Raw genomic sequence first — 12827 nt, 5'->3', positions numbered from 1 at the left:
CCCGAACCGGCCGCGTCAGCTCCGCCCGGTCGCGAACCCCGCGAGGAACAGCTCCAGCCACCGGGCCCGCACCGCGGGTTCGACGTCCGTCGGCGCCGTCAGGAGGAGCAGGTAGTAATCGTCGGCCGTCACGTCTTCGCGAAGGCGGCCGTCGCGTTGCGCGGCCTCGATCAGACGGGTCATCGCGGCCCGGCTGCGGCTCTCCTGATCGGGCGTCAGGTATTCGGCGCCGACGTCCTGGGCCGCCGCCTTCACCGCCCGGTCCGCGGCCGCCGCCTCCACGATGTGGCTCACGAGAGCCGAGATCTCGCTCATCGCGTCGGCCCCGCCGGCCACCCGCGCCGCCGATGCCTCGACGGCTTCGGTGAGCACTTCGCTGTGCTCGCCGATCACCGCCGTGACGAGATCGGTTTTCGTCGGGAAGTGGCGGTACAGCGTGCCGACGGCGACCCCCGCGGCTTCGGCGATCGTGTCCATCGGGACGTCGGGACCGAGCCGGGTGATCTGTTCCCGCGCCGCGTCGAGGATCTTCGTGCGGTTGCGCACCGCGTCGGCGCGCAGCGGGCGGGACGGTTCCATCGGCTCTCCGGGATCAGCTCGCGACGGCCCTCGTGATCAGGGCGTCGAAGGCTCGGTCGGGCAGGACCCGGCGCAGGAAGATCAGGGGCTTCGCGCCGAAACCCGCAGCGTAGCGCGTTCGCGGCCGGCGCGAGCTCGCAGCCTTCGAGACGGTCTTCGCGATCACCGACGGCTTCGACATCAGCCGCGCGTTGGCGCCCGAGCTCAGCCCCTTCGCGAGTTTCCCCGCCACGTCCTGGTACGGACCTTCGCCCGAGACCTCCAAGAGGTGGTCCACCGCGATGCCGCCCCACTCCGTGGCGATGCCGCCGGGCTCGACCACGACCACGTCGATCCCGAAGGGCCGCACCTCCATCCGCAGCGCGTCGGAGAACCCCTCCAGGGCGAACTTCGTGCCGTGGTACCACGCGCCCATCGGGGTGTGGATCTTCCCACCCATCGAGGAGATGTTCACGATCCGGCCCGAACGCTGCGCTCGCATCACCGGCAGCACCAGCTGGATCAGCCGCGCGGCACCGAACACGTTGACCTCGAACTGGTACCGGCCCTCCTGCAACGGGACCTCTTCGACGGAGCCGTACGACCCGTAGCCGGCGTTGTTCACCAGCAGGTCGATCCGCCCCGCTTCGGCGACGATCTCCGCCACCGCCTTCTCCGCCGACTCCTCGTCGGTCACGTCCAGCGCGATCGTGCGCACCCCGAGCCGGGCGAGCTCCGCCATCCGCTCCACGCGTCGCGCGGCGCCATAGACGGTGTACCCACGCTCGAGCAGCTCGCGTGCCGTGGCCTCGCCGATGCCCGATGAAGCCCCGGTGACCAGGGCGATCTTGGGAGTCATGGCTGACACCTCCTGAAGATGAACTGTGGCTCAGGTTTATCATGAGTCACAGTTCATCTTCAACCGCGGCGAACGAGTGGTGCTCGTGCGTCACCACCCACCGGCCCCGCTCCTTGCGCAGGCCGATCGTGAGCCGCAGCCGTTGCTCCGGCGGATCGTTCGGGGTGCCGCACCGCAGCAGCGCCCAGGCGAAGGCCACGTCGTCGCCGGCCGTCACGTCCAGTTCGAGGATCGTGAACGTCGCCCCTTCCCGCTGCCACACGAAGAAGGGCGGCCACGTCTCGCGGTACGCGTCGATCCCGCGGACACCTTCGTGCGGCGGCGGGACGTCGAACATGACGATGTTGTCGGAGTGATCGGCGAGCACGCCGCCGAGCTCTCCCGTGTGGACGGCCCCGGCCCAGCTCTCGATCAGGGCGCGGATGTCGGACTCGTCGCTCATGGTGGTTCCCTTCGGTCGCATTGGTGATGGCGGCCAGCATGGCATCGCGGCCCGACCGGAACCGGCGATCGACGGCCCCGGAGGGGCAGTTGTCCACAAGGGGTGGGTTATCCACAGGCGGCCGGATTCGCTCTCGCGACCGGTGTCGATCAGCGCCTAGCGTCGCACGTGTGTTCGAGCAGACCGCCCGTGACCCGGGCCCTCCCGTGAACGCCAGGCTCGCCTGGCTCACCGACCAGCTGTCGGCGGGCCCGCGCACCGTCGGGCCCGGCGGCCGCCTGGTGCGGCGCTGGTTGCCGGGTGGCACCGACCCCGCGCACCCCGGCCTGCCCGGCCTGCTGCGGAGTCCTCGCCTGCTCGTCGTGGCCGGCCTGGTGGTCGCGGTCGCCCTGATCGCGCTGGGGTTCGCCGTTTTCGGTCGCTCGCCGGCGATGGAGGTGGCGCCGACCTTGCCGAGCGCCAAAGCGCACCCGGCCGCCGCGGCACCGTCGAAAACCACGCAGCTCGTGATCAGCGTCGTCGGGCACGTGCGGGCGCCGGGTCTGGTCACGGTTCCGGCGGGCTCGCGGGTGGCCGACGCGCTGCGCGCGGCCGGTGGCGCGGACCCGGGCACCGATCTGACCGGCCTGAACCTCGCGCGCAAACTCGCCGACGGTGAGCAGCTGGCGGTTGGCATCACCGTCGCGTCGCCGGCACCCGCCGGAGCGGGCGCTGCGCCCGGCAAGATCGACTTGAACACGGCCACCCCCGACCAGCTCGACACGCTTCCGGGCGTCGGCGAAGTCACCGCCGGCCGCATCGTCGACTGGCGCACGCAGCACGGCGGTTTCTCGAGCGTCGAGCAACTGCGCGACGTCGACGGCATCGGCGAGAGCAAGTTCGAGAAGCTGCGCGAGCAGGTGGCGGTCGGATGAGCCTCGTGGAGCAGGAGTTCGTGCCGCGGTGGCGGAGCCAGGATTTCCGCCTGGTCCCGGCGGCCCTCGCCGCGTGGGGTGGGACGCTCGCGGGACTGCGGCTGGGGTGGTGGGCGGCCGGTGTTTCCGGCGCCGTGGCGGTGGTCTTGTCGGCCGTGGTGCTCGCGCGGCGCCGCGCCCGGTGGCTGGGTGCGGCCGGTGCGTTGCTGGTGCTCGGTCTTGTCGTGGCGTTGCCGACGGCGTGGCGGATCCGGTCGGTGGAGCACGACCCGCTCGTTCCGGCGGCGACGCACGGGCTCACGGCGACGCTGCGGGTCGAGATCGCCGAACGACCGCGGCCGATCCACAGCGCCGGCTACGCCGACCAACAGGCGGGCACGCGTTCGGTGGCCATCGAGGCCACGGTGGAGTCGGCCACTGTGGACGGTCAACCCGTGGCCTCGGCGGGGCGGGTACTGTTGCTCGCCCCGGTGGCCGGATGGGCCGATCTGCTGCCGGGACAGGACGTCACGGCGACGGGCCGGTTGGCGCCCGCGCGGGGAGGTGAGCTGACGGCCGCGGTCGTCTACCTCCGGGGCTCGCCGGTCGACGTCACGTCGGCGCCGTGGTGGCAACGCGCGGCCGCGGCCTTGCGGGTCGGCCTGCACGAGCTGTGTGCAGTGCTCCCGGAGGAGCCCGCGGGCCTGCTGCCCGGCCTCGTGCTCGGCGACACGACCGCACTGCCGCAGCAGGTCGAGCAGGAGTTCATGGAGTCGGGTCTCACGCACTTGATGGCGGTCAGCGGCGGAAACGTGGCCGTGATCTGTGGCGCAGTGCTGTTGCTGTGCCGGCTCGTGCGGATCGGCCCGCGGACGTCCGCGGTGGCGGCGGGGCTGTGCCTGTGCGGGTTCCTCGTCCTCGTCGGTCCGGCGCCGAGCGTGCTGCGGGCCGGGGTGATGGGTGGGGTGGCGCTGCTCGCGCTGGGGCTGGGGCGGCGCGGGTCGGCCTTGCCGGCGCTGGCGTTCTCGGTGTGCGTGCTCGTCGCGTGGGACCCGGTGATGGCGGCGGACTTCGGGTTCGCGCTGTCGGTGTTCGCGACGGCGGGGCTCGTGCTGCTGGCTCCGCGGTGGGCGGACTCGCTGGTGCGCAAGGGAGTTCCGCCCGGGTACGCCGAGGGGATCGCGGTGCCGCTCGCGGCGTTCGTGGTCACGGCGCCGGTGATCGCGGGCATGGCGGGCACGGTCAGCCTTGTCTCGGTGGTCACGAACGTCCTCGCGGCACCCGTCGTCGCGCCGGTGACGGTGCTGGGAGTGCTCGCGACGGTCGTCGGACCGTGGTGGCCCGGCGCGGGGTACGTACTGGTGCACCTGGCCGATCCGGAAGCGCGCTGGCTGATCACTGTCGCGCGACACGGTGCGCGGGCGCCGGGGGCGGTGCTGACGTGGCCGGGCGGGTGGTTCGGCGGGCTGTGCGCAGCGGGGCTGCTCGTGCTGGCCGTGATCGCGCTCAAGTTCCGGCGCGTGCGAATCCTCGTGGCGGTGGCGCTCGTGGTCGTGCTGCTGTTCGTCGTTCCCGCACGGGTGCTCAAACCCGGCTGGCCGCCGGCGGGCTGGGCGATGGTCGAGTGCGACGTCGGGCAGGGCGACGCCGTCGTGCTGGCCACGGCGGAGCCCGGCCGCGCGGTGGTCGTCGACACCGGGCCGGAACCGGGGCCGGTGGACGAGTGCCTGCGGCGGCTCGGCGTCGACCGGGTGCCGTTGCTGGTGCTCAGCCACCTGCACGCCGACCACATCGGCGGGCTGTCGTCGGTGTTCGAGGGCCGGGCCGTGGGAGCGATCGCCGTCGGGCCCGGGCGGGCGCCGGTGTGGGCGTGGCAACAGGTGTCGGCCGAGGCGCGGAAGCAGCACGTGCCGTTGCTGGAGCTGAGCGAAGGGCAGCGGCTCGACTGGCCCGGGCTCTCGCTCGACGTGCTCGGGCCGCGGTACGTCACCGCGCGCCCGGCCGCCGAGCAGGACGGTACCGCGATCAACAACAGTTCCGTGGTGGTGCGGGCGACCACGCCTGCCGGGAGGGTGCTGCTCACGGGAGACGTGGAGCTGGCCGCGCAGGCCGATCTGCTGGCCGAGGGGGTGGATCTGCACGCCGACGTGCTGAAAGTCCCGCACCACGGCTCGCGGTATTCGTTGCCCCAGTTCCTCGCGGCCGTGGGCGCGCGGGCGGCGATGATCAGCGTGGGTGCGGGCAACGACTACGGGCACCCGGCGAAGTCCACAGTGGACGTACTGGGGACGTTGGGGGTGCTCGTCACGCGGACCGATGTGGACGGTGACACAGCCGTGCTGCCGGGCGACGGCGGACCCGTGGTGGCCCGCCGGGGTGAGCCCCGTGGGCCGCCCCGGTAGCGGAGCGGCCCACGGGCCCGGGGGTCAGCGGCTCAGTAGCCCAGCGCCTTGCTGACGGCTTCGGCCGAAGGCGGCACCGTCGCCTTCGGGCCGATGCGCCCTTCGACGGCGTCGAGCGTCTTGAGGCCGTCGCCGGTGATGAGCAGGACCGTTTCGGCGTCGGGGTCGAGCTTGCCGGTCTCCACGAGCTTCTTCGCGGTCGCGACGGTGACGCCGCCGGCGGTCTCGGTGAAGATGCCCTCGGTGCGCGCGAGCAGCCGGATGCCCTCCACGACCTCTTCGTCGCTCACGTCTTCGATCGCGCCGCCGGTGCGGTTGACGACGTCGAGCACGTAGGGGCCGTCGGCGGGGTTGCCGATGGCGAGCGAGCGCGCGATGGTGTCGGGCTTCACGGGCTGGACCACGTCGTGGCCGGCGCGGAACGCGGCCGAGACGGGGGAGCAGCCGGTGGCCTGCGCGCCGAACACCTTGTAGGGGCTGGCCTCCACGAGACCGAGCTGGCCGAGCTCGCGGAAACCCTTGTCCACCTTGGTCAGCTGCGAGCCCGAGGCGATCGGGACCACGATCTGCTCCGGCAGGCGCCAGCCGAGCTGTTCGGCGACCTCGTAGCCGAGCGTCTTGGAGCCTTCGGAGTAGTACGGGCGGACGTTCACGTTCACGAACGCCCACTTCGGGTGCTCTCCGGCCAGCTCGGTGGCGAGGCGGTTGACGTCGTCGTAGTTGCCGTCGACGGCGACCAGGTCGCCGTCGTAGACCGCGGTGGTGAGGATCTTGGCGCGCTCGAGCGACTTGGGGATCAGCACGACCGACCGCCAGCCGGCGCGGGCCGCGGCGGCGGCCGTCGCGTTGGCCAGGTTGCCGGTCGACGGACAGGCGAGCACCTCGAAGCCGAACTCGCGGGCCGCGGCCAGCGCGACCGCGACCACGCGGTCCTTGAAGGAGTGCGTGGGGTTGCCGGTGTCGTCCTTGACCCACACGGTCTTGAGACCGAGGGCCTTGGCGAGCCGGTCGGCCTTGACCAGGCGGGTGCCGCCCGGCTCGGTGTTGGGGATCTGCTCGACGGTCGACGGCACGGGAAGGAGCTTCTTGTAGCGCCAGATGTTCTTGGGGCCGGACTCGATGTCCTCGCGGCGCACGCGGCCGAAGTCGTAGGCGACCTCGAGCGGCGAGAAGTCCTCGGCGGACACGAACTCCGGGGCGAGCGGCTGCCGGTGGCCCTCTTCCTTCGACACCAGTTCGACGGCAGGACCGAGGTCCAGGGTCTTCTTGGTGGAGGACGTTCCGAGGGTTGCGGTCATCGCGAGGTTCCTTTCCTCATCTGTCCCGCCGAGGCGGGCCGGAATTGGCACCGTGGTCGTCAGCTATCCCGCAAGTTCGGGAAGACAGGCTGTACGCCGGTTGCCGGGGCTTCTTCGGGCCGTTCCCTCTGCCCCTCTGGATGAGCGGTGTTCAGTTGTCGGCGCGCCGCGGTGCGTGGACCGTGCGCTGCCTCGGGTACACCGTACGACATGGCGATCACCTGATGCCACGGTGGCGGCGCACATCACCGCGGCAGGCGCGTCGGCGAACGGGTGAGAAGATGACGGGGTGACCACCGCACCCGCGCCGCTGCACCTCGTCCTCGGCGAGGAAGAACTGCTCATCGAGCGCGCTGTCCGCGCCACGCTGGACGCCGCGCGGGCCGGCGACCCGACGGCCGAGATGACCCGCAACCGGGTGTCCGAACTCACAGCGCCCCTGCTCGCCGAGCTGGTGAGTCCGTCGCTGTTCAGCGAGGGCCGGGTGATCGTGCTCGACTCGGCGCAGGACATCTCGCAGGATTTGGCCGACGCGGTGCTGGCGTACCTCGCGTCGCCCGCCGACGGGGTCGTGCTCGTCGTCGTGCACAGCGGCGGCGGCCGCAGCAAGGCGGCCAAGGCCCTGCCCGCGGCGCTGAAAAAGGCCGGCGCCGAGATCACGGAGTGCCCGAAGCTCACGAAGCCGGCCGAGCGCGAGTCGTTCGTGCGCAACGAGGTCCGCCGCGCCGGCGGCAAGATCGACCCCGCGGGTGTCCTGGCGCTGCTCGACTCCGTCGGCTCGGACCTGCGCGAGCTGTCCTCGGCGGCGACGCAGCTCGTCGCGGACACCGGGGGCGTGGTGGACGAGCAGGCGGTGCGGCGCTACCACACCGGCCGCGCCGACGTGACCGGCTTCGCGGTCGCCGAGAAGGCCGCCGCGGGCGACCGCGCGGCGGCCTTGGAGTCGCTGCGCTGGGCCATGCAGCTGGGCGTCCCGCACGTCCTCGTCGCCGACGCCCTCGCCGACGCGGTGCGCACGATCGCCCGCGTGTCGGCCGCCGGCCGTGGCAACCCGAACCAGATGGCCGGTGAGCTGGGCATGCCGCCGTGGAAGATCCGCAAGGCCCAGGGCCAGGCCCGCGGCTGGGGCCAGGACGGCCTCACCGCCGCGATGCAGGTGGTGGCCCGCCTGAACGCCGAGGTCAAGGGCGTCGCGGCCGACGCGGACTACGCACTGGAACGCGCGGTCGTCGAGGTCGTCACCGCCAAGGGCGAACGCTGACGGCCGCCTGAGGGGCCTGCCGGGAAGACCATCGCGAGGTCGCCACTACGTGCGATCGGCGGGCCTCGGAAGACCCGGGTACGCAACTCGGCTTGTTCGACGTGCGCCACCTCCCGGGTGACGCCGAGCTGACCGAGCGCCTCGCGGCGCCACCGCGAGGCGACCGGTGGCGGCCGCGAGGCCCGCAGCGGTTCGGCGAACTGGCCGACGCCGTGCGCACGCGCTATGGCAGCGCCGGGACTCGCCGCGGGGACCGAGGTGCTCGCGGCCGCAACGCCGCAAGGTGAGGCAAGGGGGTGCCGGTGTTCGGCCGGCGGCCTGGCTTGTCGGAGCATCCGCACGTGGCGGTCCGGCGGGCACGCTCGCACTGGCCCGAGCCGAGCGGCCACCGGATCGCCCGTAAGCGCCACCGTGCACCGCTGCCAGGGCGCCGGCCATGCCCGATCAGCGCCACACCGCCCCAAGGCTCGTGCGGCGGGCATACAAAAGGCCCGGCGACCAGCAGGTCACCGGGCCCTTCGACGCGTTGTCCGCGGGTCAGCTCAGAGCTGGTTCGCGCGCTTCGCGATCGCCGACTTCTTGTTGGCGGCCTGGTTGGCGTGGATGACGCCCTTGGTGACGGCCTTGTCGAGCTTGCGGCCGGCCTCGCGCTGCAGCTCGAGGGCCTTGTCCTTGTCACCGGCCTCGGCGGCTTCGCGGAACTTGCGGATCGCGGTCTTCACCGAGGACCGGATCGCCAGGTTGCGCTGCCGCGCCTTCTCGTTGGTGGTGATGCGCTTGATCTGCGACTTGATGTTGGCCATGGAGGCGTCCTGCTTTCTTCTCGGTGAAGGGCGTTGCCGCGTCTGGGTGGCGCCGGCCGGGGCCGGGTTTCCTCCTGGGCGGAATGCCGCACGGCAACGGTCCGAAATCGTAACAGGCCAGCTCCGGGGCCATTCGCGCGGCCCGGGAAGATCGCATCGGTTACGGTGGGGGAGGTAGTGCCTAGGGTTCCGTCGCCGGCCCGCGGTCCGCCACGAGTGCGGGCTCACCCACAACGAGGGCCGGCGGGCCTGGTCCGAGCGGCACCATCGGCGCGGCCCGACGCCCGCCGTTCATCTGACGGGACAAAAGCCTGGAGGACCCGGTACTTCCGCGTGCGCGGAAGGCCCGAAGGGGTCCCATGAACACCACCGCTTTGTCGTTCGTCCTCGTCGCCGCGGTCGTGCACGCGCTGTGGAACCTCGCGGCCAAACGCGTGACCTTCGGCGGGCCGCGGTTCGTGTGGCTGTACTACACCGTTTCGGCCGTCGTGCTGGCGCCGGTCGTCGTCGTGACGCTGCTGGTCGAGCCGCAACGTCCACAGTGGACCTGGCTGGTCGCCGCCGTGGTGACGGCGGTGCTGCACGTGGCCTACGGCACGGTCCTGCAGCGCGGGTACGCCGTCGGCGACCTGTCGATCGTCTACCCGCTCGCGCGCGGCACCGGGCCGCTGCTGTCGGTGCTCGCGGCGGTCCTCTTCCTGCACGAGCACCCCGGGGTGCTGGGGCTGCTCGGCGCGTTCCTGGTCGTCGCCGGGGTGCTCGTGATCAGCGTCGGCGGCAGCGGGGCCGACGCGAAGAAGCGCCAGGCCGGCGTGTTCTACGGCGTGCTCACCGGCGCGACGATCGCCGCGTACACGCTGTGGGACGCGCACTCCGTGACGACGCTCGCGGTTCCGCCGCTCGTGTACTTCGGCGCCGGCGCGCTGTGCCAGAGCGTGCTGCTGGCCCCCGCGGCGATGCGCGACCGCGCGGAGGTCGGCGAGCTGTGGCGCGTGCACCGCAAGGAGGTGCTGATCGTCGGCATCGCGTCGCCCGCGGCGTACCTGCTGGTGCTGTACGCGCTGCAGATGGCGCCGGTGAGCCTGGTCGCGCCGGCGCGGGAGCTGTCGATCGTGCTGGGCGGGCTCGCGGCGTGGTTCGTGCTGGGCGAGCGCAACGCGGCGCGGCGGCTGGCGGGCTCGCTGGTCGTGCTGGCGGGGATCGTCGCGATTGCACTGGCCTGAGCCACTCGGGTAGGCAGGACGCATGGACGTACTGAGCAGCCGGGTGCTGATCCACCCGCGCGACCTGGAGGCCTCGACCGCGTTCTACCGGGACACCCTCGGGCTGGCCATCCAGCGCGAGTTCCCCGGGGGCACGGTCTTCTTCGCGGGTGGCGGGTCGATCGAGCTCGTCGGCAGCAACGACGACGCGCCTTCGCCCGCCGTCGATCTCTGGCTGCAGGTCCGCGACCTGCCCGCGACGCTCGAAGAGCTGGCCGCGCGGGGCGTCACCCCCGTGCGCGGTGCGAAGCGCGAGCCCTGGGGGCTCGACGAGGCGTGGCTCGCCGACCCGGACGGCCTGCGCATCGTCCTGGTGGAGGTGCCGCCGGAGCACCCGCTGCGCCGCGACCAGCGCTGACGCCGGTCCGGCTAGGGCTTGCGGGCCCGCAGCTGCGCGGCCAGCGGCGCGAACCCCGGCGGCTGCCACGTCCACGTCTGCAGATCGGTGAAGCCCGCTTCGGTGGCTTCGGCGGCCAGTTCGTGCCGCGCCACGGGCAGCCACTTCTCGTGCGCGGACAGCAACAGCCGCCCGCCCGGGCGCAGCACGCGGAACAGCTCGGCGAAGCCCGCCGCCCGGTCGTCCCAGAGCTGGACGTTGTTGACGCTCAGCACCACGTCCACGCACTCGTCGGCCGAGCCCGTGGCCGACACCGGCGCGTCGCGCAGTTCGACGCGGTCACCGCAGCGCTCGCGGCACAGCTCGCGCATCTCGGCCGACGGCTCGACGCCGATGACCGAGCCGGCCAGCCGGCTCGCCGCGTCGAGGCCGACGCCCGGGCCGGGGCCGACGACCAGCACGGTTTCGTCGGGTTCCAGCCGCGCGAGGTCCACGAGGCGGTGTTCGGTGGCGGCGTTGCCGCGGGCCATCAGCCGGCCGCCCACCCGCCCCAGCAGGCCGCTGGGGTGCCCGAACGCCCGGTCGAGCGCGGTGTCGAAGGGCCCGCCGGGAGGGTGCGAAGTGCTCATCCTCCGAGGTCACCACGAGCCCGCCGCGCACGCATCGGGGATGACCCCCACTGGCACCCGGAGGTCCATGGGACCATAGAGGTGGCCATCCCCGACCGTTCCCGAGGACCACACGAGTGACAGCGCCCAAGACGTTCGCCGACACGACCTTCACGCCGCCGGAGTTGATCCGCAACTTCTGCATCATCGCCCACATCGACCACGGCAAGTCGACGCTGGCGGACCGCATGCTGCAGCTGACCGGCGTCGTCGAGGAGCGGGCGATGCGCGCTCAGTACCTCGACCGCATGGACATCGAGCGCGAGCGCGGGATCACCATCAAGGCGCAGAACGTGCGGCTGCCCTGGCAGGTCGACGGCCAGGATCACGTGCTCCACCTCATCGACACGCCCGGCCACGTCGACTTCACCTACGAGGTGTCGCGGGCACTGGAGGCGTGCGAGGGCGCGATCCTGCTGGTCGACGCCGCGCAGGGCATCGAGGCGCAGACGCTCGCGAACCTGTACCTGGCGCTCGAGAAAGACCTGCACATCATCCCGGTGCTCAACAAGATCGACCTGCCCTCGGCCGACCCGGACAAGTACGCGGCCGAGATCGCGCACATCATCGGCTGCGAGCCGTCCGACGTGCTGCGCGTGTCGGCCAAGACCGGCCTGGGCGTGGCGGAGCTGCTGGACGAGTGCGTGCGCCAGGTCCCGGCTCCGGTCGGCGACGCGGACGCGCCCGCCCGCGCGATGATCTTCGACTCGGTCTACGACACCTACCGCGGCGTGGTCACCTACATCCGCGTGGTGGACGGCAAGATCACCCCGCGCGAGAAGATCCGCATGATGTCCACCGGCGCCACGCACGAGCTGCTGGAGGTCGGCATCATCTCGCCCGAGCCGAAGCCCAGCAAGGGGCTCGGCGTCGGCGAGGTGGGCTACCTGATCACCGGTGTGAAGGACGTCCGCCAGTCGAAGGTCGGCGACACCGTCACGTCCGAGCGCCACGGCGCCACCGAACCGCTGGCCGGCTACCGCGAGCCGAAGCCGATGGTGTTCTCCGGGCTCTACCCGGTCGACGGCTCCGACTACCCGGAGCTGCGCGAGGCGCTGGAGAAGCTGCAGCTCAACGACGCAGCGCTCGCCTTCGAGCCCGAGACGTCGGTGGCGCTCGGGTTCGGCTTCCGCTGCGGCTTCCTCGGCCTGCTGCACCTGGAGATCACGCGCGACCGCCTGGAGCGCGAGTTCGGTCTCGACCTCATCTCCACCGCGCCCAACGTGGTCTACCGCGTGGTGCTGGAGGACCGCAGCGAGGTCGTGGTCACGAACCCGTCCGACTGGCCGACCGGGCTCAAGATCTCCGAGGTCCACGAGCCGGTGTCGAAGGTCAGCATCCTCGCGCCGTCGGAGTTCGTCGGCACGATCATGGAGCTGTGCCAGTCGAAGCGCGGCGCGCTGCTCGGCATGGACTACCTGTCCGAGGACCGCGTGGAGCTGCGCTACAACATCCCGCTCGCGGAGATCATCTTCGACTTCTTCGACACGCTGAAGTCGCGCACGCGCGGCTACGCCAGCCTCGACTACGAGGAAGCGGGCGACCAGGTCGCCGACCTGGTGAAGGTCGACATCCTGCTGCAGGGCGAAACCGTCGACGCGTTCTCCGCGATCGTGCACAAGGACGCCGCCTACAGCTACGGCAACCGGATGGCCACGCGGCTGCGGGAGCTGATCCCGCGCCAGCAGTTCGAGGTGCCGATCCAGGCGGCCGTCGGCTCGCGGATCATCGCGCGCGAGACGATCCGCGCGATGCGCAAGGACGTGCTCGCGAAGTGCTACGGCGGTGACATCTCCCGCAAGCGCAAGCTGCTCGAGAAGCAGAAGGAAGGCAAGAAGCGCATGAAGACCGTGGGCCGGGTCGAGGTCCCGCAGGAGGCCTTCGTCGCGGCTCTGTCCACTGAGGACAGCGGCAAGGCCAAGAAGTGACGGCCGGGGGGGGGGGGGGGGGGGGGGCCCCGCGGGCGGGGGGGGGGGGGGGGGGGTTGGCCCCCCCCCGGTGGAACACCCCCCGCCGGGGGCGGGGGGGCGCCCGCGGGGGGCGG

The 12827-nt window shown here is 72.1% G+C and carries 12 protein-coding genes and 1 riboswitch; of the genes, 6 read left to right on the top strand and 6 right to left on the bottom strand.

Annotation, left to right across the window (positions count from 1 at the left end; all coding sequences use genetic code 11):
- Positions 1-15: 15 nt before the first annotated feature.
- From ACIA77_RS25085 to ACIA77_RS25075, 3 genes are read right to left on the bottom strand one after another with little or no spacing between them, the layout of a single operon-like run.
- Positions 16-579 (bottom strand): TetR/AcrR family transcriptional regulator, encoded by a 564-nt coding sequence (locus ACIA77_RS25085; RefSeq protein ID WP_395888399.1) that lies wholly within the window; start codon positions 577-579, stop codon positions 16-18.
- A gap of 13 nt (positions 580-592) precedes the next feature.
- Positions 593-1417 carry an oxidoreductase gene (locus ACIA77_RS25080; RefSeq protein WP_395888398.1) on the bottom strand — a complete coding sequence of 275 codons (825 nt, stop codon included), beginning with the start codon at positions 1415-1417 and terminating at the stop codon, positions 593-595.
- A 46-nt stretch (positions 1418-1463) separates the two neighbouring features.
- Positions 1464-1859, bottom strand: a complete 396-nt coding sequence (locus ACIA77_RS25075) for a nuclear transport factor 2 family protein (RefSeq protein ID WP_395888397.1) — start codon at positions 1857-1859, stop codon at positions 1464-1466.
- A gap of 170 nt (positions 1860-2029) precedes the next feature.
- Between ACIA77_RS25075 and ACIA77_RS25070 the strand changes: the two genes are divergently transcribed.
- Both ACIA77_RS25070 and ACIA77_RS25065 read left to right on the top strand, forming a co-directional pair.
- Entirely contained in the window at positions 2030-2773 is a 744-nt protein-coding gene (locus ACIA77_RS25070; protein ID WP_395888396.1) for a helix-hairpin-helix domain-containing protein, read from the top strand.
- Positions 2770-5154, top strand: a complete 2385-nt coding sequence (locus ACIA77_RS25065; protein WP_395888395.1) for a ComEC/Rec2 family competence protein — start codon at positions 2770-2772, stop codon at positions 5152-5154. Before ACIA77_RS25070 ends, ACIA77_RS25065 begins: the two co-directional genes overlap by 4 nt.
- Positions 5155-5186: 32 nt before the next feature.
- Here the strand turns inward: ACIA77_RS25065 and thrC are convergent, their stop codons facing one another.
- Positions 5187-6452, bottom strand: a complete 1266-nt coding sequence (gene thrC / locus ACIA77_RS25060) for a threonine synthase (RefSeq protein ID WP_395888394.1) — start codon at positions 6450-6452, stop codon at positions 5187-5189.
- 13 nt (positions 6453-6465) lie between these two features.
- A riboswitch (SAM riboswitch) is annotated at positions 6466-6599 on the bottom strand.
- A 142-nt stretch (positions 6600-6741) separates the two neighbouring features.
- Here thrC and holA point away from each other — a divergent pair.
- On the top strand, positions 6742-7713 hold the full coding sequence (gene holA / locus ACIA77_RS25055) for a DNA polymerase III subunit delta (protein ID WP_395888393.1): 972 nt from the start codon (positions 6742-6744) through the stop codon (positions 7711-7713).
- Positions 7714-8255: 542 nt separating this feature from the next.
- Here holA and rpsT read toward each other — a convergent pair.
- Positions 8256-8516: a 30S ribosomal protein S20 gene (gene rpsT, locus ACIA77_RS25050; RefSeq protein ID WP_395888392.1), complete on the bottom strand. Its 261-nt coding sequence runs from the start codon at positions 8514-8516 to the stop codon at positions 8256-8258.
- 359 nt (positions 8517-8875) lie between these two features.
- Between rpsT and ACIA77_RS25045 the strand changes: the two genes are divergently transcribed.
- Both ACIA77_RS25045 and ACIA77_RS25040 read left to right on the top strand, forming a co-directional pair.
- Positions 8876-9739 carry a DMT family transporter gene (locus tag ACIA77_RS25045; RefSeq protein ID WP_395888391.1) on the top strand — a complete coding sequence of 288 codons (864 nt, stop codon included), beginning with the start codon at positions 8876-8878 and terminating at the stop codon, positions 9737-9739.
- A 22-nt stretch (positions 9740-9761) separates the two neighbouring features.
- The gene (locus ACIA77_RS25040; RefSeq protein WP_395888390.1) at positions 9762-10136 is read left to right on the top strand and encodes a VOC family protein; all 375 of its coding nucleotides are present in this window, start codon (positions 9762-9764) and stop codon (positions 10134-10136) included.
- Positions 10137-10147: 11 nt separating this feature from the next.
- Here ACIA77_RS25040 and ACIA77_RS25035 read toward each other — a convergent pair whose 3' ends face one another.
- Positions 10148-10744, bottom strand: coding sequence for a class I SAM-dependent methyltransferase (locus ACIA77_RS25035; protein ID WP_395888389.1), 597 nt, complete (start codon positions 10742-10744; stop codon positions 10148-10150).
- 116 nt (positions 10745-10860) lie between these two features.
- Here ACIA77_RS25035 and lepA point away from each other — a divergent pair, with 116 nt between their 5' ends.
- Positions 10861-12711, top strand: coding sequence for a translation elongation factor 4 (gene lepA / locus ACIA77_RS25030; RefSeq protein ID WP_395888388.1), 1851 nt, complete (start codon positions 10861-10863; stop codon positions 12709-12711).
- Positions 12712-12827 lie beyond the last annotated feature (116 nt).

The sequence above is a fragment of the Amycolatopsis sp. NPDC051903 genome, from assembly GCF_044452505.1.
In the GTDB taxonomy this organism is placed as follows: Bacteria; Actinomycetota; Actinomycetes; order Mycobacteriales; family Pseudonocardiaceae; genus Amycolatopsis.
This window is presented reverse-complemented; position numbering and strand designations above follow the sequence as displayed.